Source organism: Streptomyces sp. NPDC001700 (genome assembly GCF_053596435.1).
On the sequence record NZ_JBSFGE010000008.1, the window covers coordinates 178634 to 203508 of the forward strand.

Annotated in this window: 13 protein-coding genes; 11 read left to right on the forward strand and 2 right to left on the reverse strand. The window is 73.6% G+C overall.

Going from position 1 to position 24875, the window contains the following annotated elements; all coding sequences use genetic code 11:
• The first annotated feature begins 86 nt into the window (after positions 1 to 86).
• The 10 genes from ACWC5C_RS17655 (at position 87) to ACWC5C_RS17700 (ending at position 21674) form a co-directional block, all read left to right on the forward strand.
• Positions 87 to 1970 (forward strand): amidohydrolase, encoded by a 1884-nt coding sequence (locus ACWC5C_RS17655; protein ID WP_450876415.1) that lies wholly within the window; start codon positions 87 to 89, stop codon positions 1968 to 1970.
• 89 nt (positions 1971 to 2059) lie between these two features.
• Positions 2060 to 2722 carry a hydrolase gene (locus tag ACWC5C_RS17660; RefSeq protein ID WP_450876267.1) on the forward strand — a complete coding sequence of 221 codons (663 nt, stop codon included), beginning with the start codon at positions 2060 to 2062 and terminating at the stop codon, positions 2720 to 2722.
• Positions 2723 to 2801: 79 nt separating this feature from the next.
• Complete coding sequence (locus ACWC5C_RS17665; protein WP_450876417.1) at positions 2802 to 3479, forward strand: YoaK family protein; 678 nt, start codon at positions 2802 to 2804, stop codon at positions 3477 to 3479.
• A gap of 446 nt (positions 3480 to 3925) precedes the next feature.
• Positions 3926 to 10924 carry an SDR family NAD(P)-dependent oxidoreductase gene (locus ACWC5C_RS17670; protein ID WP_450876268.1) on the forward strand — a complete coding sequence of 2333 codons (6999 nt, stop codon included), beginning with the start codon at positions 3926 to 3928 and terminating at the stop codon, positions 10922 to 10924.
• Between the two features lie 2 nt (positions 10925 to 10926).
• Positions 10927 to 15819, forward strand: coding sequence for a beta-ketoacyl synthase N-terminal-like domain-containing protein (locus ACWC5C_RS17675; RefSeq protein WP_450876269.1), 4893 nt, complete (start codon positions 10927 to 10929; stop codon positions 15817 to 15819).
• Between the two features lie 68 nt (positions 15820 to 15887).
• The gene (locus ACWC5C_RS17680) at positions 15888 to 16157 is read left to right on the forward strand and encodes an acyl carrier protein (RefSeq protein ID WP_450876419.1); all 270 of its coding nucleotides are present in this window, start codon (positions 15888 to 15890) and stop codon (positions 16155 to 16157) included.
• Positions 16158 to 16159: 2 nt separating this feature from the next.
• The gene (locus ACWC5C_RS17685; RefSeq protein WP_450876270.1) at positions 16160 to 17029 is read left to right on the forward strand and encodes an alpha/beta fold hydrolase; all 870 of its coding nucleotides are present in this window, start codon (positions 16160 to 16162) and stop codon (positions 17027 to 17029) included.
• Positions 17026 to 18336 (forward strand): glycosyltransferase, encoded by a 1311-nt coding sequence (locus ACWC5C_RS17690; protein ID WP_450876271.1) that lies wholly within the window; start codon positions 17026 to 17028, stop codon positions 18334 to 18336. Before ACWC5C_RS17685 ends, ACWC5C_RS17690 begins: the two co-directional genes overlap by 4 nt.
• Entirely contained in the window at positions 18333 to 19445 is a 1113-nt protein-coding gene (locus ACWC5C_RS17695; protein WP_385442970.1) for a class I SAM-dependent methyltransferase, read from the forward strand. The genes ACWC5C_RS17690 and ACWC5C_RS17695 overlap by 4 nt, the downstream gene beginning before the upstream one ends.
• A 270-nt stretch (positions 19446 to 19715) precedes the next feature.
• Complete coding sequence (locus tag ACWC5C_RS17700) at positions 19716 to 21674, forward strand: RICIN domain-containing protein (protein ID WP_450876272.1); 1959 nt, start codon at positions 19716 to 19718, stop codon at positions 21672 to 21674.
• 48 nt (positions 21675 to 21722) lie between these two features.
• On the opposite strand, the gene ACWC5C_RS17705 is transcribed toward ACWC5C_RS17700, so the two are convergent.
• Together ACWC5C_RS17705 and ACWC5C_RS17710 are read right to left on the reverse strand one after the other, a co-directional pair.
• Positions 21723 to 23039 carry an MFS transporter gene (locus ACWC5C_RS17705; protein ID WP_450876273.1) on the reverse strand — a complete coding sequence of 439 codons (1317 nt, stop codon included), beginning with the start codon at positions 23037 to 23039 and terminating at the stop codon, positions 21723 to 21725.
• A 142-nt stretch (positions 23040 to 23181) separates the two neighbouring features.
• A complete protein-coding gene (locus ACWC5C_RS17710) occupies positions 23182 to 23262 on the reverse strand; it encodes a putative leader peptide (RefSeq protein ID WP_450876421.1) in 81 nt (26 codons plus the stop codon).
• Between the two features lie 131 nt (positions 23263 to 23393).
• Here ACWC5C_RS17710 and ACWC5C_RS17715 point away from each other — a divergent pair, with 131 nt between their 5' ends.
• Positions 23394 to 24749, forward strand: coding sequence for a hypothetical protein (locus ACWC5C_RS17715; protein ID WP_450876274.1), 1356 nt, complete (start codon positions 23394 to 23396; stop codon positions 24747 to 24749).
• Positions 24750 to 24875: the final 126 nt, after the last annotated feature.

Consider the following 24875-nt stretch of genomic DNA (forward strand, 5'->3'; position numbering starts at 1 on the left):
GCCGACTTAGCGTGCCGGACACCAGGTGACCGCGAGGGTCGGTCACGAAGCCACGCTGTTCCCTGGAGGGTGCCGAGGTGTCCACGATGCCGGTCGGCGGGCTCGTGCCCGTCGCCACCGACGACGAGGCCGCGGACGTGATCGTCCGTAACGCGAAGGTGCACACGCAGGACGCGGCCCGCCCGCAGGCCGGTGCGGTCGCCATCCGCGACGGTGTGGTGCGGGCCGTCGGGGACGACGCCGACATCGCCCCGTATCTGGGCGCGAGGACCCGCGTGGTGGACGCCCTGGGGCGCAGGGTCGTCCCCGGCCTCAACGACTCCCACCTCCACGTCATCCGCGGCGGACTCAACTACGTCCTGGAGCTGCGCTGGGACGGCGTGCCCACCCTGCGCCAGGGCCTGGCGATGCTGCGCGAGCAGGCGGCGCGTACCCCGAAGGGCCAGTGGGTGCGGGTGGTGGGCGGGTGGTCCGCCGAGCAGTTCGCCGAACGGCGCATGCCGACCGTCGCCGAACTCAACGCCGCCGCCCCGGACACCCCGGTGTTCGTCCTGCACCTCTACCAGTCGGCCCTGCTGAACCGGGCGGCACTCAAGGCCGCCGGATTCACCAAGGACACGCCCGACCCCAAGGGCGGGCAGATCGTACGCGGCCGCGACGGCGAGCCGACGGGCCTGCTGCTGGCCGCGCCCAGCGCCCTGATCCTCTACTCGACCCTGGCCAAGGCACCGGCCCTGCACGGCGAGGACAAGAAGACCTCCACCCGCCACTTCCTGCGCGAGCTGAACAGATTCGGGCTGACCTCCGCCATCGACGCCGCCGGAGGTTTCCAGAACTTCCCCGGAGACTACGGCACGGTCACCGAACTGGCTGCGAGTGGCATGCTCTCCCTGCGCATCTCCTACCACCTGTTCCCGCAGACGGCGGGCCAGGAGATCGAGGACCTGACCCGCTGGATCGAGATGGTGCGCCCCGGAGACGGGGACGCGTGGCTTCGGCTCAACGGCGCGGGCGAGAACCTGACCTGGGCCGCCGCCGACTTCGAGAACTTCGCGCAGCCCCGACCGCAGCTCACGGGCGACTACGAGGCCGCGTTCGAGAAGGCCGTACGCCTGCTCATGGAGAACGGCTGGGGCTTCCGGCTGCACGCCACCTACGACGAGACCATCCGGCGCGACCTCGCCGTCTTCGAGAAGCTCGCCGCGGAGGGCCTGTTCCCGGCCGGGAACAGGTGGCTTTTCGACCACGCGGAAACCGTCTCCCCGGACAGCCTCGACCGCATCGCGGCACTCGGTGGGGCGCTGTCGGTGCAGAACCGGCTGTCGTTCCAGGGCGAGGCGTATCTGCGGCGGTACGGCGCCGGAGCCGCGGCCGAGGCGCCGCCGATGCGCGCCATGCTCGGCCGGGGGCTGACCGTCGGCGCCGGAACCGATGCCACCCGGGTGTCCTCGTACAACCCGTGGGTCGCCCTGCACTGGCTGGTCTCCGGCCGATCGGCCGGAGACCTGACCCTGCGGCCACCGCGGAACCGGGTCAGCCGGGAGACCGCGCTCGCGATGTACACCAGGGCCGGGGCCGAACTGACCGGCGAGGACGGCGTCAAGGGCGTGCTGCGGCCGGGTTTCTACGGCGATCTGGCGATCCTCTCCGACGACTACTTCACCGTGCCCGAGCAGGACATCCCGCACATCGAATCGGTGCTGACGATCGTCGGCGGCCGGATCGTGTACGCGGCCGCCGAGTACGAGGGCCTGGACGAGGACATCCCGGCCGTCAGCCCGGAGTGGAGCCCGGTGGCACACTTCGGCGGCTACCAGGCCACGCGTCAGCCGGGAAACTCCGGCGCCCGCCAGGCGGAGTCGCTCGGCCAAGCGGTCGCCGAGTCGGAGCAGCACCGGCAGTGGCGTGTCCGGCGCGGCGCCCTCCCCGAGGACCACGCCCCGGCGTTCGACAGCTGCTTCGCGCTGTGAGCGCCCGAGCCACCGCCCGGGATCCGCCACCAACGCGTACCACGCGAACACACCCCACACCCCCACGTACTTAAGAGAAAGGGCCCACCATGGCCGACATCGCCCAGGTCACCGCCACCCCCAGCCCCGCCCTGCTCACCCCGGACAACGCGGTGATGCTGTTCATCGACCACCAGCCGCAGATGTTCTTCGGCACCGGCAGCCACGACCGCACCACGATCATCAACTCCACGGTGGGCCTGGCGAAGGCGGCCAAGGTGTTCGATGTGCCCGTCGTGCTGAGCACCGTCGCCGCCGACACCTTCTCGGGCCCGCTCCTGCCGCCGCTCGCGGCCGTCTTCCCCGACCAGAAGGTCATCGACCGCACCTCGATGAACGCCTGGGAGGACGTGGCGTTCGTCGAGGCCGTCAAGGCCACCGGCCGCAAGAAGATCGTCATCTCCGGGCTGTGGACCGAGGTGTGCCTCGTCCTGCCCGTGCTGTCCGCCATCGCCCAGGGCTACGAGGTGTACGTGGTCACCGACGCGTCCGGCGGCGTCACCCCGCAGGCCCACGAACACGCCGTCCAGCGCATGGTGCAGGCCGGTGCGGCGCCCGTCACCTGGGTGCAGGTCCTGCTGGAGCTGCAGCGCGACTGGGCCCGCACGGTGACGTACGACGCGGTCACGGACCTGGTGAAGGAGCACGCGGGCGCCTACGGCCTCGGGGTGCTGTACGCGCAGTCCATGCTCGGCGAGCACGCCGCTGGCTGAGCGCCCCCCTTTCGCCCACACCGATGGCGGCCACCGCCGCCATCGGTGTCACCGAACCGCCGGGGAACGGACCTTGACGATGCGCGGACTGCTGACGAGCGGCCCCCACGGCCCGCTGCCACCGCTTCTGCTGACGCTGACCGTGGTGACGGGGCTGGTCGACGCCGTGAGCTATCTGGGGCTCGGCCATGTCTTCGTCGCCAACATGACCGGCAATGTGGTCTTTCTCGGATTCGCCCTGGCGGGCGCCCCCGGCCTGTCCGCCCCGGCCGCCCTGGTGTCCCTGGGCGCCTTCCTCACCGGCGCGTTCGCCGGGGGCCGCGTCGGCGCCCGGCCGCCCGCGCACCGCGGGCGACTGCTCGCCGTCGCCACCGGCACCCAGGCGGCCCTGGTGGCGGCCGCCACCGCCGTATCGGCACTCGCCCACGGCCAGGCCGGTACGGGCGCTGTCCGCTACGCCCTGATCGTGCTGCTCGGCCTCGCCATGGGGCTCCAGAACGCGGTCGTACGGCGCCTGGGCGTCCCCGACCTGACCACCACCGTGCTCACCCTGACCCTGACCGGCCTCGCCGCCGACTCCACCGCCCCCGGCGGTGGAGTGGCCCGCCGCGTGCTGTCCGTCCTCGCGATGTTCCTCGGGGCCCTCACCGGCGCCTGGCTGTTCGCGCACGGCGGGCTCTCCGCCGCCCTGGGGCTGGCTCTGGCGCTGCTCGCCGCCACCACCGTCGCCGCTGCCCGGGTCCGGCCGGGGAGTTGAGCGGCCGCCTCCGCGGGCTGATTCAGGCCGCACTTTACGGCGACGCACCGCGTGGGCGTGGAATTCAGAATCCGGAATGTGCTCCGCCGATTGGGTTCGATCGGCCCGCTCAAGTGGTTTACCCAGTGGGACTCCCGCTGGGTAAATGGTGCATTCGAGGGGCACAAGGGACGCCGGTGACACGCTCTCTTCCGTCCCAGCTCACGAAAGGTACATCAATATTTAACAAGGGAAGAGAGGGGCGGTGCCGCGATGGATCTCCCCACCTATGGCGTGATCCAGCCCGTCCTGGCAGGTACGCCGCCCGCAACTTGTTGACGGCTCAGTAACCGGATCGCTAATTTCGCCTCCGCGTCGTTCTGTGTAAATGGCGCAAGCCGTACGTTAGATGCACATGCCAGAATTATCTCCCCTTTCGCGGCTTTAGCGATTTACCCGGAGAAAACATGTCATCCGTTGCGTATCCTGGCGATCTTGTTATAGGCATCACTCCGTTCGGGGAACCGGACCCCCGACTCGCCGCGGCGGTCAGCCGCGCGGGCGGTCTCGGCGTCCTCGACCTGGGAACGACGCGCCGAACAGCACTGGACGCGTGGGAACGCGTCAACGACTGGGTGGCCGACGGACGGTACGCGGTGCGTGTGGGGGCGGGCTGCCCCCTCACGCCCGCGGATCTGCGGCACGCGGCGCCACCGGACACCGGACCCCCGGGGCCCGGCGGCGGGCCCGGACCGCACACCGTGATCCTCGGCGCCGGTGCGCCCTGGCCCATCGACGCCGTCGCCACCCGCCACCGCGTACTGGTCGAGGTCGCCGACCTGGACCAGGCCCTCGAAGCGGTACGGGCCGGGGCACACGGGCTGATCGCCCGGGGCAGTGAATGCGGCGGCCCAGTAGGCGAGTTGAGCACCTTCGTCCTGCTCCAGCGGCTCCTGGCCGAGCCCGAGGTGTCCGTACCGGTGTGGGCCTGGGGCGGCATCGGCCCGCGTACCGCCGCAGCGGCGGTGATCGGCGGCGCGGCCGGGGTCGTCCTGGACACCCAGCTGGCCCTGCTCGCCGAATCGGGGCTCCCCGAAGACCGCGCCGCGCTGCTCCGGCCCATGGACGGGTCGGAGACCACCGTGGTCGACGGACACCGTGCGCTGCGCCCGCGAGCCCGCTCCCCGCACCCCGTGGCGCCGCCCCTGCCGGTGGGCCAGGACGGATTCCTCGCCGCGCGGTTCGCCCAGCGCTGGGGAGACGTCGGCCGGGCCGTCAGGGGCATCACCGAGGCCGTCCAGGACGCCGTACGGGACGCCACGCACGAGCCCGCCCCCCAACTGCCCGTCGCACAGGGCCCGATGACGCGGGTCAGCGACCGGGCGGGGTTCGCCTCCGCCGTCGCGGCGGACGGCGGGCTGCCGTTCATCGCGCTCGCCCTCGCCGGACGCGAGCAGGCGCGCACCCTGCTGGAGGAGGCCTCGGCCGCGCTGGCCGGGCGTCCATGGGGAGTGGGCGTGCTCGGCTTCGCCCCCGAGGAGATCAGAAGCGCCCAGCTGGAGGCCGTACGGGAGATCCGCCCGAGCCACGCCATCATCGCGGGCGGACGGCCGTCCCAGGCCGCGGCGCTGGAACAGGACGGCATCACCACGTATCTGCATGTGCCCTCGCCCGGACTGCTGCGCCAGTTCCTGGAGGGCGGGGCGCGGCGGTTCGTCTTCGAGGGCTCCGAATGCGGCGGCCACGTCGGCCCGCGCGCCAGCTTCCCGCTGTGGGAGGCACAGATCGCGGTCATCGAGGACTACCTCGACGACCCCGCGCGCCCAGCGGATCGCACACGCATCGAGGTGTACTTCGCCGGTGGCGTGCACGACGCACGGTCCGCCGCGATGGTGGCCGCGCTCGCCGCCCCGCTGACCCGGCGCGGCGTCGCGGTGGGGCTGCTGATGGGCACCGCGTACCTGTTCACCGACGAGGCCGTCGCGCACGGCGCCGTACGGCCCCTCTTCCAGCGCCAGGTGCTGGCCGCCGAGCGCACCGCGCTGCTGGAGACCGCCCCCGGCCACGCCACGCGCTGTGTGCCGAGCCCCTTCACCGAGAGCTATCACGCACTCAAGGACCGGCTGCGGGACGAGGGCGTCCCCGACCGGGAGCTGTGGGAGCGGCTGGAGCGGCTGAACGTGGGGCGGCTGCGCATCGCCAGCAAGGGCCTGGACCGCGCCACCGACGGCCGACTGACCGAGGCCGACGAGCAACGCCAGCTCTCCGACGGCATGTTCATGGCCGGACAGGTCGCGGTGCTGCGCTCCGACACCACCACCATCGCCGCGCTGCACCACGCGGTGGGCCCCGCCTCGGCGGACTTCCTCGCCGAGCGGGCCGGTGCGCTGCGTACGCCGCTGGGCGTGGACGCGGCCCCCTCGGCGGCACCGGCGCCCGCGCCGCTGGACGTGGCCGTGGTCGGCATGGCCTGCAAGTTCCCGCAGGCGCCCGACCTCGCCTCGTTCTGGGCCAATGTGGTGGGCGGCGTGGACGCCATCACCGAGGTACCGCCCGAGCGCTGGGACCCCGCCGTCCACTACACGGGCGACGGGGACGGCGCCTCCACCTCCCAGTGGGGCGGCTTCCTGCCGCGCATCCCCTTCGACCCGCTGCGCTACGGCATCCCCCCGGCCTCCCTCGGCAGCATCGAACCCGTCCAGCTGCTGGCCCTGGAGGCCGCCCGCCGCGCCCTGGACGACGCCGGGTACGGGGATCCCGCTGATCGTGGCCGGGCCTTCGACCGCTCGCGCACCTCCGTGGTCTTCGGCGCCGAGGCGGGCAGCGATCTGTCCAACGCGCAGACCCTGCGCACCGTTCTGCCGTCGTACTTCCGTGCGGTGCCGGACGCCCTGGCCGAGCAGCTGCCCCGGCTCACCGAGGACTCGTTTCCCGGCATGCTCGCCAACGTCATCTCCGGGCGGATCGCCAACCGGCTCGACCTCGGCGGCGCCAACTACACCGTGGACGCGGCCTGCGCGTCCTCGCTGGCCGCCGTCGACGTCGCCTGCAAGGAGCTGACCTCGGGCACCAGCGACCTCGTCCTGTGCGGCGGCGCCGACCTGCACAACGGCATCAACGACTATGTGCTCTTCTCCTCCGTGCACGCGCTGTCCCCGACCGGCCGCTCCAAGGCGTTCGACGCGTCGGCCGACGGCATCGCGCTCGGCGAGGGCGTGGCATGTGTCGTCCTCAAGCGGCTGGCCGACGCCGAGCGCGACGGCGACCGGATCTACGGCGTCATCAAGGGCGTCGGCTCGTCCAGCGACGGCCGCTCGCTCGGGCTGACCGCCCCGCGCCCCGAGGGCCAGCGGGCCGCGCTGGAGCGCGCCTACGCGAGCGCCGGGGTGTCCCCGGCGAGCGTCGGCCTGGTCGAGGCGCACGGCACCGGTACGGCGGTGGGGGACCGTACGGAACTCACCGTCCTCAGCGAGGTGTTCGCCGACGCCGGGGCGGCCCCCGGCGGCTGCGCGCTCGGCTCCGTCAAGTCCCAGATCGGGCACACCAAATGCGCCGCCGGGCTGGCCGGACTGGTGAAGACGGCGCTGGCGCTGTACACGGGCGTCAAGCCGCCGACCCTGCATATGTCGCGACCGAACCCGGCATGGGACGCCGAGCGCGGCCCCTTCGCCTTCCACACCGAGGCGCGGCCGTGGGCCACGGCGCCCGTGGACCGGGTGGCCGGGGTGAGCGCGTTCGGCTTCGGCGGGACCAACTTCCATGTGGTGCTCGCGGCACACGGGAAGGGCGCGCCGCCACCCGCGCACACGCTCGACGCCTGGCCCTGCGAACTCTTCCTCTTCCGTGGGACCGACCGGGCGGCGGCGCTGCGCGCGGCCCGGGACACGCTGCGGCAGGCCGAGACCAACGACACAGCGGGCCGGCCGTGGCGGCTGCGCGACCTCGCGCTGACCGCCTCCCGGCGGGCCGACGCGGGCCACGAGCCGGTGCGGGTGGCGGTGGTGGCCACGGACCTGGACGACCTGGCCGAGCGGTTACGGCGGGTGCTGGCGGGCGACGTGGCCGTGGCCGTCCCCGGATCGCCGCCCAGACCGGGCGGACGGGACAACGCCGGGCTGTACGTGGCCTCTGAGGCTGCGCCGGACACCGCGCCCGACGAGCCCGTGGGCAAGGTGGCTTTCCTCTTCCCCGGGCAGGGCAGTCAGCGTCCCGGAATGTTCGCGGACGTGTTCGTGGCCTTCCCCGAACTGCGGCACCAGTTGCTCCACGGTTCCGGCTACGCCGGTGTGCTGTACCCCCCGGCCGCCTTCGACGAGGACGGGAAGAAGGCGCAACACGCCGCCCTCACCGACACCCGGGTGGCCCAGCCCGCCCTGGGGATCGTGGGGCTCGCCGCCCACACCCTGCTCACCGAGGCCGGGGTACGGCCCGACATGGCGGCCGGACACAGCTACGGCGAGCTGGTCGCGCTGTGCGCCGCGGGCGCTCTCGACCCGCGCACCCTGCCCCGGCTCAGCGCCGAGCGGGCCGCCGCCATCCTCGGCGCCGCCGAGGCCGCCGGACACGAACCCGGCACCATGGCCGCCGTCACCGCCCCGGCCGACGACGTCGAGCGGCTGCTGCGGGAAGCCGGACTCGCCGAACACGTGGTGGCCGCCAACCACAACGCACCCCGGCAGACCGCGATCTCCGGTCCCGAGCGCGAAGTGGCCGAGGCGGTCGCGTTGCTGAGGGAGGCCGGGCACACGGTCCGGCGGCTCCCGGTGGCCTGCGCCTTCCACAGCCCGCTGGTCGCCGGGGGCGGACCGCGCTTCGCCGAGGCGCTGGCCGAACACCCGGTGCGGACACCGGAGTTCACGGTCTGGGCCAACCGCACCGCCGCCCCGCACAGCGCCGAACCGGACGCCATCCGCGCCGAACTCGCCGCCCAGATCGGCGCCCCGGTCCGCTTCCAGGAACAGATCGAGGCCATGTACGCGGCGGGCGCCCGCGTCTTCGTGGAGGCCGGGCCCGGCACCGTGCTGACCCGCCTGGTGGCGGAGATCCTGGGCGACCGGCCGCACCGTACCGTCGCCTGCGACGCGCGACGCGCCGCCGGTACGGATGGGCGGCGTGGCTTCGAGGGCCCGCGCGGGTTCCTCGACGCCCTCGCCCAGCTGGCCGTCGCCGGGGTTCCGGTGCGTACGGGCTGGTTGTTCCGGGGCCGGGACGCCGTCGACCCGGCGTCCACCGCCCCGCCGAAGCGGCCCGGATGGACGGTCGACGGACACCTGGTCCGCACCGCTGACGGTGACCTTCTCCCCGGTGCGCTGGCACCGGCCCGACGTGTCGTGGAGGCGACGGTGAGCCAGACGGACCGCACGGACAACGGCGGACACGGGGACCGGGAGGCCGACCGGGATGCCCTGATCGCCGAATACCTGAGAACCAGCCGCGAGATGATCGCCGCTCAGCGCGATGTCCTGCTGACCTACTTCGGTGGCGCGCCGGGGGAGCGGCCCACTGCCCCGCCACCGGTGGCCGCCGCCGCACCCGTGCCCCTGGCCGCCCCGGCCACCGCGCTGCCCCTGCCCGCGCAGCACGTGGCGCCCACTCCGGTGCCCGCCACCGCCGTACCGGCCGCCGTCCCACCCGTGGCGGAAGAACCGGCCGCACCCGCCACCGGGCCCGATGTCCTGCGCGCGGTCTCCGAGATCATCAGCGAACGCACCGGCTATCCAGTCGACATGATCGACCCCGATCTCGACCTCGAAGCCGACCTCAGCATCGACTCCATCAAGCGCGCCGAGATCGCCGGTGAGCTGGCCAGACGCCTCGGTGTCGCGGGCGCCGGAACCGCCGCGCTGGGCGATGAGGAGCTGGAGGAGCTGGCCAAGGCCCGTACGACGGCGGCCGTCACCGAATGGCTCACCGCGCGGCTCGCCCCCGCCGTCGCTGACACCGCCCCCGCCGACACCGTGGTCGTACAGGAGGAACCCACGCCTGCGCCGGGCGTGGCACCCCGGCGGATGCGGCTGGTGCCCGTACCTCTGGAGGAGACAGGCGGGCGGCCCGATCTCACCGGCAAGCGCTTCGCCCTGCTCGGCGGGGACACGGACGGGATAGCCACCGCCGTCGCCACCCGCCTGGCCGCGCACGGGGCCGAGGCCCTGCCCCTCGCCGCAGGCCACCTTCTCGCCGAGGCGGACGGCCCGGTGGATGGCGTGGTGCTGCTCGACCCGCTGGCCGGGTCCGGCGCGCCCCTGCTGCCCGAGGCGTTCGCCGTGCTCCAGGCGGCGCTGCGACACGGACCGCACTGGCTGCTGGCCGTGCGCGCGGCCGACCCGCTCGACCCGCGCCCGGCCGGGCTGCGCGGAGTGTTCCGTACGGTGGCCAGGGAGTACCCGGACACGGCCGCCACCCTGGTGGAGCTGGCCACCGACGCGCCCGTGTCCGCCGATGACGTGGCCGACGCCCTGCTCGACGAGCTGTCCGCACCCGCCCGTACGCCCGTCGTCCTGCGCACCGCCGATGGACGCCGCCACCGGCTGGACCTGACACAGGCCCCGCTCGGGCCGCTCGCGGCCTCGGGCGCCGGGCCCGCCGGAGACGGCGTGGCGGAGGCCGCCGCGCTCGGCCTCGACCGCGACTCCGTGGTGGTCCTGGTCGGCGGGGCGCGTGGCATCACCGCCCGGTGCGCCCTCGCCCTCGCGTCCGCCGCCCGCTGCCGGATCGAACTGCTCGGCCGCACGCCCGAGCCCACCGGACCGGAGGACCCGGACACCGCCTCGGCGCGCGAGGAGACGGCGCTGCGCGCGGTGCTCGCCGCCCGGGGCGGGGCGACACCGGCCGAGATCGAGCGGGAGGTGGCCCGGATCCTCGCGCGGCGCGAAGTCGCCGTGACCGTAGCGGAGTTGACCGCCTTGGGCAGCCGGGTGCGCTACCGCTCGCTGGACGTCCGGGACGACGCGGCGGTGCTCCAGGCCGTGAAGCAGATCCACGCCGACCACGGGCGGCTGGACGGCGTCGTGTACGCGGCCGGTGTCATCGAGGACCGGCTGATCGCGGAGAAGTCCGCCGCGTCCTTCGGGCGGGTCTTCGGCACCAAGGTGGACGGCGCGCGGACCCTGCTGGACGCCCTCGCGGAACTGCCCGAACCTCCGGCGTTCACGGTGCTGTTCGGCAGCATTTCCGCCGCCCTCGGTAACCGGGGTCAGGTGGACTACGCGGCGGCCAACGACGCGCTGGAAACCCTCGCCGCGCGGTGGCGGGACCGCACCGGCCGCCGGGCGCTGACCGTGCACTGGGGGCCGTGGGCCCCGAGCGGCGCCCACGGCGGCATGGTCACCCCGGAACTCGGCCGGGAGTACGCCCGGCGTGGCATCTCGCTCATCGACCCCGAAGAGGGCGCGCTGGCGCTGCTGCGCGAGCTGGCCTGGGGCGAGGAGCCGGACCAGGCCGTCGTCTACACCGCCTCGGGCTGGTGACCATGACCGACCGTCACCAGCTGCCACCGGTGGCCATCGTCGGGATGTCCGTCCTGCTGCCCGGCTCCCCGGACCTGGACACGTACTGGCGCAACCTGACCGGTGGCGTGGACGCCATCACCGACGTCCCGGCCGGGCGGTGGGACGCGGGGTTCTACGACCCGCAGGGCGGCACCGGCACCCCGGCCGCGCCCGACCGGGTGTACTGCCGCCGGGGCGGCTTCGTCGACACGTACGCGGAGGTGGAGGCGGCCCGGTTCGGCATCATGCCGAACTCGGTGTCCGGCACCGAGCCCGACCAGCTGATCGCCCTCGGTGTCGCGGCGGCCGCCCTCGCCGACGCGGGCGGTGGCGACCGGCTGCCCGACCGCGAGCGGGTGGGCGTCGTACTGGGCCGGGGCGGCTACCTCACCCCCGGGCTGGTCCGGCTCGACCAGCGGGTCCGTACCGCGCACCAGCTCGTACGGACCCTCGGCGAGCTGCTGCCCGGCCTCGGCCCCGGCCACCTGGACCGGATCCGGGACGCCTTCACCGAACAGCTCGGCCCGGACCGCCCCGAGGCGGCCATCGGGCTGGTGCCCAACCTCGCCGCCTCCCGCATCGCCAACCGGCTCGACCTGCGCGGGCCCGCCTACACCGTGGACGCGGCGTGCGCGTCGTCGCTCGTCGCCGTCGACCAGGCGGTGGCGGAACTGGCCTCCGGGCGGTGCGATGTGATGCTCGCGGGCGGTGTGCACCACTGCCACGACATCACCCTGTGGAGTGTTTTCACGCAGTTGCGCGCGCTGTCCCCGAGCCAGCGCATCCGGCCCTTCGACCGCGCCGCCGACGGCCTGCTGATCGGCGAGGGCACCGGAGTAGTCGTCCTCAAACGGCTCGCCGACGCGCGGCGCGACGGCGACCGCGTGTACGCCGTCATCCGCGGTACGGGCGTGGCCTCGGACGGCCGCGCCACCGGCCTGGTCAACCCCGACCCGGGCGGCCAGACCCGCGCCGTACGGCAGGCCTGGCGCGCCGCGGGCCTCGACCCGCGCGCACCGGGCTCGATCGGCCTGCTGGAGGCGCACGGCACGGCCACCCCTGCCGGGGACGCGGCCGAACTCACCACGCTGGCCGAGGCGTTCGGGCCCGGTTCGGCTCGTGGCGAGCCCGCCGTCATCGGCTCCGTGAAGTCGATGATCGGCCACACCATGCCCGCCGCCGGGGTCGCGGGGCTCGTCAAGGCCGCCCTCGCCGTCCACCACGGGTGGCTGCTCCCCACCCTGCACTGCGACGACCCCCACCCGGGGCTCATGGCCACCCGCTTCCGTACCCTCGACGCGGCCACGCCGTGGGAGGCCACCGTGCGGCGCGCGGCGGTCAACGCCTTCGGGTTCGGTGGCATCAACGCGCATGTGGTGCTGGAGCAGGAGCCGACCGAGGCGGTGAAGCGCCGCCCGGCGGCGGTCGTGACGGAACCCGAGCGGGTGCTCGCCCTGGCCGTGGACACGCCGGAGCGGCTGGCCGAACTGCTCGCGGCCGACGACGCGACCGTACGGGCCGCCGCGCCCGCGTCCGCTCGGGGCGGCCCCACCCGGCTCGGCATCGTCGACCCCACCGCCAAACGCCTCGCCCTCGCGCGGCGCGTGGTCGCCAAGGGCCGCCCGTGGCGCGGCCGCAACGACGTGTGGTTCACCCCGGAGCCGCTGCTCGCGACCGGCGGGAAGCTGGCCTTCGTCTTCCCCGGCCTGGAGGCCGAGTTCGAACCCCGCACGGACGGGATCGCCGAGTACTTCGGGCTGTCCCGCAAGACTCGTGACCAGTACGGTGAGGCCGCCCGCGTGGGCGACATCGGCCGCCACGGCGTCGGTGTCTTCGGCGTCGGACGACTGCTCCACGCGGCGCTCGGGCGCATGGGAATCGTGCCGGACGCGGTGGCCGGACACAGCGTCGGCGAGTGGTCCGCGATGGCCGCGGGCGGCCTCTACGCGGGCGACGCGGTCGACGCCTTCCTCGACTCCTTCGACCCCGACGCGCTGCGCGTCCCCGGCGTGACCTTCGCCGCCCTCGGCGCGGGCGCGGAACGCGTCCTCGGCGCGCTCGCGGAGCTGCCGGAGAGCCGCATCGTGCTCTCACACGACAACGCGCCCAGCCAGTCGATGGTGTGCGGACCCCGGGCCGACGTCGAGGCGTTCGTCCGGTCGCTGCGCGCGACGGGCGTGATCGCGCAGGTCCTGCCGTTCCAATCCGGCTTCCACACCCCCATGCTGGCCCCCTACCTCGACCCCATCCGGACCCTGGCGGAGCGCTTCGAACTCCTCCTGCCACCCCGTGTCCCCGTCTGGTCCGGCACCACCGCCGCGCCGTATCCGGACACCGAGGCCGAGGTGCGGCGGCTGTTCGTCCGGCACCTCCTGGAACCGGTGCGGTTCCGGCGGCTGACCGAGGCCCTGCACGACGCGGGCTTCCGCGCCTTCGTCCAGCTGGGCACCGGCCAGCTGACCTCGCTCATCGGCGACACCCTGCAGGGCCGCGACCACATCGCGGTGGCCGCCAACTCGCCCCACCGCGACGGCGTCGCCCAGCTGCGCCGCGTGGCCACGGCCCTATGGACGGAGGGCGCCCCCACGGACCCCACCCTCCCGCGCCCAGGCCGGGCGACGCGCCCTTCCTCCCCAGTACGCCTGAACCTGAACGCCGCCCTGATCTCCCTGCCCGAGCCCCGCCTGGCGGAGCTGCGCGCGCTGCTGGGCGATTCCCCCACCCCGCCCCTTCCCGAAACCGGGGGGCTCCGCCCCCCGGCCCCCCTTCCGGCGACGGCCGCCACGAGCCAGCCAGCGCCTCCACACCCCGCGACAGCGAACGTGCCCCCAGCCGCACCGCCGCACGCGGCAATGGCGAGCACGGGCCAGGTCGCCCCGCCGCAGACGCCAACGGCGGACACCTACTACGCCCCGCCGCCGTACCCCGCGACGGCGGGCACGCCCCAGCCCACGCCGCCATACGCGCCCCAGCCCGCGCCACCGCCCCCGGCGACGGCCAGCACGCCCCCCGCCGCACCGCCGTACCCCGCGACGGTGGGTGCGGGCCAGGCTGCGCTGCCGCACTCGGTGGCGGGCACGAGCCAGGCCGCCTCGCCGCAGGCGCCGACGGTGGGTGTCCAGCAGGCCGCGTCGCCGTATCCCGCGACGGCGGGTCCGGTGCAGGCCGTGCTGCCCCACGCCGGGTCGCTGTACTCCGCGACGGTCGGCGCGCCCAACGTCGCGCCGCCGTTCGCAGGGGTGGCGGGCACCCGTCACGCCACGCCCTCGTCCCCGCCCTGGGCCGCCGAGTTCGACGCGCTTCTCCGGGAGACCGCCGACACGGCGGCCGTGGTGGTCGCGGCGGGGCGTAGCAGGCGGGTCGCGCGGACCTTTGACGTGCGCGTTTCCACCGAGTCCATGCCCTACCTCCGCGATCACTGCTTCTTTCCGCAGCGGCCCGGCTGGCCCGATGAGTCCGACCGGTGGCCCGTTGTTCCGGCCACCACGATCGTGCAGCACCTCATCGACGCGGTGGAGCACGCAGCGGGAAACGGGGCCGTGGCCGTGGCCGTGCGGGGGGCGCGGTTCGATCAGTGGGTGACCGCGACGCCGCCCAGCACCGTCGCGGTCACCGTGACACCGTCCGCCGCCGATCCGGCGTCCTACACCGCTACGTTCGGGCGCAGTGCACGCGGCACCGTTCAGGTCGCGGCCTGCTACCCGGACGCCGCCGAGCGGCCCGCGCCGTGGCGTATCGACCCCGCCGCCGAGCGCGAACCCGAGCACACGGCGGCGCAGATCTACGGCGAGCGCTGGATGTTCCACGGCCCGGCGTTCCAGGGGCTCACCCGGCTCACCGCGATCGGGGAGTCGCATGTGCGCGGCACGATCGCCACCCCGGCCGCGCCCGGCGCGCTTCTGGACAACGTCGGTCAGCTCCTCGGGTACTGGATCATGGCGACCCGCACCAAGCGCTCCGTCGTCTTCCCGGTCGGCATGCGCCTGATGCGCTTCTACGGTCCGCCTCCTCAGCCCGGCACCGAGGTGGAGTGCCTGGTCAGGATCGTCGCGCTGACCGATGCGGCGCTGGAAGCGGACGTCCAGCTGCTGACCGGCGGTCAGGTGTGGGCCGAGCTGAACGGCTGGCACGACCGCCGGTTCGACAACGATCCGCAGACCCGCCCGGTGGAACGCTTCCCGCAGCGCAACACGCTGTCGCAGCCCCAGCCGGGCGGCTGGTCGCTGGTGTACGAGCGCTGGCCGGATCTGGCCTCGCGGGATCTGATCATGCGCAATCACCTGGGCAGCGCCGAACGCGCCGAGTACGCGCGGCGGCCACCGCTCGGCCGCAGACAGTGGCTGCTGGGCCGGATCGCGGCCAAGGACGCGGTACGGCGATGGCTGTGGGAGCACGGAGAGGGGCCGGTCTTCCCGGCCGAGATCCGGGTGTACGACGACGAAGACGGCCGCCCGTACGCCGTCGGCGTCCATGGCCGGACCCTGCCCCCGCTGGATCTGACGCTGGCACACGCGGCCGAGGCCGGGGTCGCCCTCGTGGTGCCGCGCCACGCGGAAAGCGCGCAAGGCGGCCCCGGCATCGCCATCCAGGAGATCGCCGACCTCGACCGGGCGGCCCTCGCCACCGCCTTCGCCACCGCCGCCAAGGAGGCGGTGGCGAAGGCGGACGGCACCGGCCGGGACATCACCATCGTCGGCGCGGACACGACGCCGCTCACCGTCGAGGTGGCCGCCGCCCCCGGACACCCGCCGCGCCGCTACCGGGTGCACCGCACGACGACCGCCAACCCGTCCGGGTTGCCGGGCAGGGAGTACGCCGTGGCCTGGACGACCGGTCCGGGCCACCGGGATCAGGACGAGGAGACCGATCAGTGACCACCGTCGAACCCACCGCCCCGGCACCCGCGCATACACCATCGACCGTGCTCGCGGACGTCGCCGGAATGCTCCGGACCATGCTCGACGAGGAGGGCCTCGACGACATCGAGGTCGCCATGGACACCCGCTTCACCGACGACCTGGAGCTGGAGAGCATCGACCTGGTGACCCTCGCGGGCACCCTTCAGGACCGGTACGGGCAGGAGGTCAACTTCGCCGAGTTCGTGGCCGATCTGGAGCTGGACGAGATCATCGGCCTCACCGTCGGACAGCTCGTGGAATACATCGTGAGGTGCCTCGCCGTGACCAATGTCAGAGTGGGCGAGGGGAGCTGATCATGGCGATGATCCACCTCGGCGGCCCGCCCGGCACCGGCGACGGACCGGACGGCATCCGTCTGCACGTACAGCGGCTGTCCCCGCCCGGCGGCCGCCCGCCCACCGCCACCGTCGTCCTCGTCCACGGACTGCTCACCGACTCCCTGGCCAGCTGGTACTTCACGGTGGCCCCCGACCTCGCCGCCGCCGGGCTGGACGTGGTGATGTACGACCAGCGGGGGCACGGCCGCAGCGAGCGCCCCGGCTCCGGCTACCGGCTGGAGACGTTCGTCAGCGATCTGGAGCGGCTGCTCGACCAGCTGGACATCACCACCCCCGTTCACCTGGTCGGCAACTGCTTCGGCGGCACGGTGGCGTACGGATACGCCCTGCGCCACCCGGAACGAGTGGCCGGTATCGCCACGATCGAGGCGAAACCCGCCACCGAGGGCTGGCTGACGGACATCAGCGGCATCATGCGCCGCATCGTCGTCGAACTCGTCGCCCACGAGGCCGAGTCACTGGCCTGGGTCACCGCCCACCGGGGCGCGCACACCGCGCGGCTGGCCAAGTCGGCGGCCCGGCTGGTCCGTACGACCACCATCGCCGAGGACGTGGCGGCGAGCCGGACGGTGAGCGAGGAGCGGGCCCGCTCCCTGCGCTGCCCGGCGCTGGCCGTGTACGGCGCCGACTCCGAACTCGCCGGTGAGGACGGATGGCTCAGGGCGCTGCCACCCGGCACCCGGACCGTCATGCTGCCGGGGGAGGGGCACTCGGTGCTGGCCGAGGCGCCCGCGCGGATCCGCGCACTGCTGCTGTCCTGGATCAGCGAACAGGAGAGCGCCGCCGTCCCGGTGGCGGCCGGGTTCGAAGGGGCTGATGTGTCGTGAGCGACATGGCCGTACCCGTACCTGTACCCGTACCCGTACCTGTACCCGTACCCGCACCCGTACCTGCGCCCGCATCCGCACCCGCGCCCGGCAGCCGCTTCCTCTTCGTCGTCCCGCCGCTCGTCGGCCACGTCAACCCCACCGTCGGCGTCGCGGCCGAACTGACCGCCCGTGGCCACCACGTGGCCTGGGCCGGGCTGCCGGAGGTCGTCCAGCCGCTGGTCGGCCCCGACGCCACGGTCCACCGCTGCGCCGGGCCGGTGATCGGCGACGGCGGGGCGGAGCGCCCGCCCGAGGTGCGCGGCCCGGGCGCGCTGAAGTTCCTGTGGGAGGACTTCCTGGTGCCACTCGCCGAGGCCATGGCCCCCGGCGTGGCGCGGGCCATCGAGGAGTTCCGCCCGGACGTGGTGGTGGCCGACCAGCAGACCGTGGCGGGCCCGCTCGTGGCCGAGCGGCTGGGCATACGGTGGGCCACCTCCGCCACCACCTCGGCGGAGTTCACCGGCGCGCTGGACGGCATGCCCAAGATCGACGCCTGGCTGGACGGGCTGCTGGCCACGCTACGGGGCCGGATCGGCGACCGGTACGGCACGGCCGACCCCCGGTTCTCGCCCGGCCTGGTGCTCGCGTTCACCACCGAGGAGCTGGCCGGGCGGCCCGTACGGGCGGCCGACCACATCCGGTACGTGGGCCCGTCCATCGCCGGGCGCCCGGCCGAACCGGACTTTCCCTGGGAGTGGCTGGACCCCGCCCGCCCCACCGTCCTGATCACCCTCGGGACCGCGAACACCGACGCCGGGGCGCGTTTCCTCGCCGCCTCGCGGGACGCCGTACGGGCCAGGGCCGACCGCTTCCAGACGGTCATCGTCGACCCGGCGGGCACCCTCGGACCACCCATCGACGGGGACAAGAACCTGCTCACGATCCCGCGCATCCCCCAACTGCGCCTGCTGGAGAAGGTGTCCGCGGTCGTGTGCCACGCGGGACACAACACCGTGTGCGAGGCCCTGTGGCACGGCGTCCCGCTCGTCGTGGCCCCGATCCGGGACGACCAGCCCGTGGTGGCCGCCCAGGTGGTGGCCGCGGGCGCGGGCGTCCGGGTCAGGTTCGGCAGGGCGCGGGCGGCGGCGCTCGGCGAGGCCATCGACGCCGTGCTGGACGGACCGGGCCACCGCGCCGCCGCCGAGCGCGTCGGCGCGTCCTTCCGCGCGGCGGGCGGCGCCCGCGCGGCCGCGCGACACCTGGAGCGACTGGCCGCCACCACGGCCACCACCCACGCCACCACGACCCCCGAGGGGGAACGATGAGCCAGGACAACGCCACCTCGTCCATACCCGGCGCGGAAGCCCCGCGACCGTCCCGCGCCGAGGCCGTGGCCGCTCTCCGGCCGCGCTACCAGGCCGACCTCGACCAGGGCACCGAGCGGTTCTTCGAACCGCGCCGCACGGACTGCCCGTTGTGCGGCTCATCCCGGCTGAAGCGGCGGCTGCGCACCAGGGACCGGTTCCAGAACAAGCCGGGCCGCTTCGGACTGGACCTGTGCCGGGACTGCCACCTGGTGTTCCAGAACCCCCGGCTGAACGGCGACGGGCTGGAGTTCTACTACCGCGACTTCTACGACGGGCTGGGAGAGGAGGGCATGGGCAACGTGTTCTCCGGGCGGCAGAAGATGTACCGCGGCCGCGCGGAGGCGCTGAGACCCGCCGCCGACGCCCCGGCGAAGTGGCTCGACGTCGGCACCGGCCACGGCCACTTCCCCGAAGTGGCCCGCACCGTCTTCCCCGACACGGTCTTCGACGGGCTGGACTTCACCGAGGGCGTCGAACTGGCCGAGCGGGAGGGCCGGATCGACCACGGCATCCGGGGCAGCTTCCCGGAGCTGGCCGGGGAGCGGCTGGCGGGCCGCTACGACGTGGTCAGCATGTTCCACTACCTGGAGCACAGTACGGACCCCCGCGCGGAACTCCGCGCGGCCCACCGCGCTCTCGGTCCCGGTGGCCATCTGCTCATCGAAGTGCCCGACCCGGAGTGCTGGTTCGCCCGCCTCTTCGGCCGCTTCTGGCTGCCCTGGCTCCAGCCCCAGCACCTGTACTTCCTCCCGGTGGCGGCCCTGCGCAAGGAGCTGGAAGCGCTCGGCTTCACCGTGGTCCTCGAACAGCACCGCGAGTCGTCCGACACGGTCGACCTGCTCGGCGCCGTGTGGCTGGCGGCCAACGCGGCCCTGCCCGTCGACGACGCCCCCTGGCTGGCCAAGCCGCCCGGCCGCGCGCGCTGGCTGCTGCGCTGCGCGGGCCTGGTGGCGGCCATTCCCGCCCTCGTCGTGGCCACCACCCTGGACCGGCTGCTGCTCAAGCCACTGGCCGGGCTGGGGAAGATGTCCAATGCCTACCGAGTAGTAGCCCGGCGCAATGGGTGAATTCGTTCAGCACTTTGCGTTTCGTAACGCCAGTGGACATGTCAGTGGCCCTTCGTAGCGCCTGAACTCGAATAATGTGAACTCCCTTGAGCCGCATCGGTTCCGTATGCAAAGGTGCAGGTGTCGCCACGTGGGACAGGTGTTTTTCCGCGCCACCGACAGGGCCGACACCCCCCATTGGTACGGACTTTTCTCGCTGCCCTGTGAAAGGGAAAAGACGTGAACGATGCTGCCCTGACGCATTTCTTGACCCCCACCCCCCTCTTCGGCATGACGGATGAACAGCTCACGGCCGAACTCAAGAAGTGTTCTGGGGAACTGTCCGAGCAACACCCCGTCGGGGAGCTGCTGGGCCGTCACTGGGAGGCGGCCTTCTCCTACGCGAGCCTGTGCACCACGGGCGCCCACCCGGCGGGGATCCTCACCTCCACCGCGTTCACCAGACTGTTCGGGGAAGCGTTACGGCGGACCGCACCGGCCACCGCGTGGCGGCCACGGGTGCTGGCCACCGTGCGGGGCATCGCGGAGGAGTGGAACACGGGCCCGCGTGGCGCGCTGCTCCACCCCGGCCTGCGGGCCGCCCCCAGGGAGCGGGGACACCTGGACGGGCGGCTGCGGCCGCCGGAGAACAGGCGACTGGTGTTCCGCGCGTTCCAGCGGCTCCCCGACAGCGCCCGCTGTCTGCTGTGGCACACGGAGGTCGAGGCGGATCAACTGGCTGTACCAGCAGGGCTGTTGGGGATGACCGACGGGGCCCACGCCGAGCTGGAACGGGCCCGTGAGCGCTGGCGTCAGGCCTGTCTCGAAGCCCACTGCGACACGGCCCCCGAGGAGGAGTGCCGACACTACAGCCGTCTGCTGGACGTCTCGCTCCACCGTGGCGACACCCACCTCGACCCCGATCTGCGGCAGCATCTGTCCCGGTGCGAACACTGCCGTCAGGCCGCCGACCAGCTGGACCACTCCACCGGCCGGCCGGGCGTCCTGCTCGCCGAAGCGGTCCTGGGGTGGGGTGCGCGGGACTATCTCGACTCCCGGCCCGGCCGCCGCGCCTCCGAGCCCGACCCGGCCGCGCATGCCTCCCCCGTACCACCCATGCCCTCCACCCCGCCACGGATCGGCGCGCTACGGGCCGGTGGCCCTCGCCACTCGGCGCGGAAGGACCCCTGGTGGAAGGCGCGCCCGGCGGCGGGCCCGGCGTTGCGCCAGGCAGTGCGCCTGGCGGCCCGCCCGCCCGCGCGCCGAAGGCGGCCACGTGTCACCCGTGGACGGCTCCTCGTCGTGGCGGCGGCCACGGTGAGCGGCTGCGTCCTGGTGTCGGTGGCGGTGGCGTCCGTCCTCCCGTCCGGCGGTGGCGACGACGCGGCGTACGACCGCGATACCCCCTCGACGACACCGGGCGCGGGTGGCACCGACGCTCCCGGTTCGAAGCCCTCCTGGATCGGCGCCGGTGGCAGTGGCACGGACACCCTGCGCGGGCCACTGCGCAACGCCACGAGCGGGCTGTGCCTCGACATCGCGGGCGGCAAGCCCACGGCGGGCGCCGAGACCGAGGCCGTCTCCTGCGCCTCCGCGGCCACCCAGGAGTGGTCGTACGAGGCCGACGGCCTGCTGCGCAGTGGCGCCGACCCCGACCTCTGCCTCAACTCCCGCCTGAGCTTCTCGATCCGGCTCGGCGCCTGCGAGACCACCTCACGCCGGGACGCCGCGAACGTGCGGTACGACTTCACCCTCCAGGGCACCCTGGTGCCGCGCTGGAACCAGGAGCTGGCCCTGACCCCCGACTCCACGGAGAAGGGGGCCGGGCTGGTCGTCAAAACACGGGACGACTCCGCGATGTCGCAGCGCTGGCTGGCGGGCGACCCGGCGGCCGGGAACCGGCACCGGACCGAGACGGCCCGCCCGGACCGGGGCGGGGAGACGGCGACCCGCCAGGTGTCCGTCGTCCGCCCGAAGCCCGAGAAGCCCGCCCGCACCGCGCCCCCGGCGCCTCCGCCCGAGCCCTCGGCGCCGCCACGGTCCGCCGCGCCACCGCCCCCGTCGAAGCCCTCGAAACAGCCCCGTCCCAAGCCCCCGGCGGCGGACCCGCCCGGACGGCAAGCAGGCCCCTGGTACGGCCAGCAGGGGCAGCCCGGATGGCACGGGCGCCACGGGTGGCACGGGCAGTACGGGCAGCCCTGGAGCCGGGCCGGACACGACCGCGGCTGGGGGCGCGGCGGCCACCGCTGACGACGCGGCGTGGCGCGACGTGGCCTGACGCGGCCCGGCGCGAGGACGCTACTTCACGGCCACCGCCGACCTCGGAGCCGAGGGGCGCACCGGACGGTCGGCGGTGCCGGACGCGAAGTACACGTCGGACGGCCGCACCCGCGAGGTCGCCCACACGCTGACGACCGCGGTGGCCGCGAGATAGCCGCAGGCGATCCACGGAGTGCCGTGGCCGAGCGCGAGGAAGGTCGTCATGAGCAGCGGTGTGATGCCGGAGGCGTACACACCGGACAGCTGGTAGACCACGGACATGCCGGTGTACCGGACCTCCGTCGGGAACAGGGAGGCGAACAGGGTGCCCTGGGCCGCGTAGAAGGTGGCGTGGACCACGCCCAGTGTCAGCGCGATCGCCGCGGCGAATCCCCACACGCCGGTGGAGTGGAACAGCCAGAACGCGGGGAACACGCTCAGCCCGAACAGCGCCATGCCCACCATGTACATCCGGCGCGCCCCGTGCCGGTCCACCAGGGAGCCGGACAGCGGGATCAGTACGGCCATCAGCAGTGCGGCGAAGGTGACGGCGAGCAGGACCGGGGTGCGCGGCAACTCCAGCGTCGAGGTGGCGTAGGAGATGGCGAACACCCCCCAGGTGTTGAACGCGGCGCCCTCGCCCCACCTGGCCAGCATGCCCAGCACGGTGTGCCGCCGGGTGTCCGGGTCCCGCAGCAGCCGCGCCAGCGGGATCCGGGACGCCGACTGCCGCTGCTCGATCTGACGGAAGGCGGGGGTCTCGTCCACCTTGAGCCGCACGGTGATGCCGAGGACGACGAGCAGCAGGCTCACCAGGAAGGCCACCCGCCATCCGTAGCTGAGGAAGGCGTCGTCGCTGAGCACATTGCTGAGCAGGGCGAACACGCCCGTCCCCAGCGCCAGCCCGAGGGCCAGTCCGATCTGCGGGTAGCTGCCGTAGCGGCCCTCGCGGCCCGCAGGGCCGTGTTCCACCGACAGCAGCACGGCACCGGCCCACTCCCCGCCGAGCGCCACGCCCTGCGCCACGCGCAGGACGAGCAGCAGGATGGGCGCCCAGATGCCGATCTGCTGATAGGTGGGCAGCAGGCCGATGAGGGTGGTGGAGCCGCCCATCACGCTCATGGTGACGGCGAGGGTACGTCTGCGGCCGATCCGGTCGCCGATGTGCCCGAAGAGCAGGCCCCCGATGGGCCGGGCCAGGAAGCCGACCGCGAAGGTGGCGAAGGAGAGGATGGTTCCGACGGTGTCGTTGCCGGTGGGGAAGAACAAGTCGCCGAAGACGAGGCCCGCGGCGGTGCTGTAGAGGAAGAAGTCGTACCACTCCACCGTGGTGCCCAGGAGGCTGGACAGCACCACGGTACGAAGTGGCCGACGAGACGTGTCGGGCACGGGGAACTACCGTTTCGTTGCATGCCGGAGCGCCGGAAATGCGGTGACGAACCGTCAGAAGCCCGCTACGGGGCCGGAAGCGTCGCCATCCGCGGGGAAGAAGCCGGGATCAGGGGCGACAGCAGGCGCTGGACTGACGGCACAGGTCGACGTGGAGGCGTTCCACGAGCGGGCCGACAGTACTCAACATGGCCGCCAGTATGGTCGGCCTCCGCCACCCGGCTCAAGGCGGCGCCGGAAGAGTCTCACCGGCTGGGACGGGCGACGGTCCCTTCTGGGTAAAAGCCACAAAATTGCGCAAAATGGGCTAGCGTCGTAGATATGAAGACCGTACGACGCGTCTTCCGGATGACGCTGGTGCTTCCGCTGGTCGTGCTCGCGCTGCTGCTCGCCGCCATCGTCGCGGCTCCCGGCGCGCGGGCCGCCGACTCCCTCGACACCGCCGCGGCCTCGCTGCGCAACGGGCCGGTCTACGTCGATCCACGAGCCCGGGACATCCTGCCCAGGACCGAGGCCGACGCCCTGTCGCAGAAGATCGAGAAGGCGGGCAAGCCGGTCTTCGTCGCCGCGTTCCCCGCCGCCGAGAAGCACGACCGGTCGACCCTGCTGCGGGATCTGCGGACGAAGGTCGGCGTCACCGGTGTGTACGCGGTCGCGCTCGGTGACCGCTTCGACGCGGGCGCCGACCGATCCGTCCTGTCCCGCGACGCCGTGCACAACCTGACCGGCGCCGCGCAGCGGTCCCACCCCGGCGACTCCGGGGCCATGCTCACCGACTTCGTCGACCAGGCCGTGCAGCAGGCCAAGGGCGACGCGCCCGCCACCTGGAACAACGGCGCCACGCCCACCAGCAGCACCGGCGCGCTGGGCCTGCTCATCACGCTCGGCGTGCTCGTCATCGTCGGCGTCGGCGGCACCTTCCTGGTGAGCAGGCGCGTCACCAAGCGACGGCAGCAGCAGGACCGGGCCCGGCTGGAAGAACTCCGCCCGGTGGTGGACGAGGACATCACCGCCTTCGGCGAGGAGCTGACCCGGATCGGCTTCGAGCCGTCGTCCCCGAAGGCCGACGACGCGATGCGCGAGGACTACGCCCGGGCCCTGGACTCCTACGAGCACGCGAAGACCGGGATGGAGAAGGCGCGGTCGCCCAGGGACGTACGGGACGTGAGCGAGGCCCTGGAGGACGGCCGGTTCTCGCTGGCCACCCTGGAGGCCAGGCAGGACGGCAGGCCGCTGCCGGAGCGCCGCCCGCCGTGCTTCTTCGACCCACGCCACGGCCCCTCGGTCGAGGACCGGCAGTGGACCCCGGCGGGCAGCACATCCGAGCGGACCGTACCGGTGTGCGCGGCGGACGCCGCCCGGCTGGATGACGGCGAGGAGCCGCTGGCCCGGCAGGTCGACACCGCCAAGGGGCGGCGCCCGTACTGGGACGCCGGACCCGTCTACGCGCCCTGGGCGACCGGCTACTACGGCGGCGCGCTGCTGCCGGGCCTGCTGGCGGGCACCCTGCTCGGCACCTCGCTCGCCTCACCCCTCGCGTACGGCGACTACTACGGCGCCGGTCCGGCGGGCGACTACTCCGGCGGCGACCAGTCGGGCGGCGACTTCGACTCGGGCGATTTCGGCGGCGGCTTCGATGGCGGCGGCTTCGGCGGGGGAGACTTCGGCGGAGGGTGACGTCACCCGCCCCGGCCGGACCGAAGCCCGGCCGGAACCCGACCTCTCAAATCTGCCGAGCAATCTTGTGCACACATCTTGTATCCCAGATTGCTGAACTCTAGTGTCCCAGTCTCAGCGGCCCGG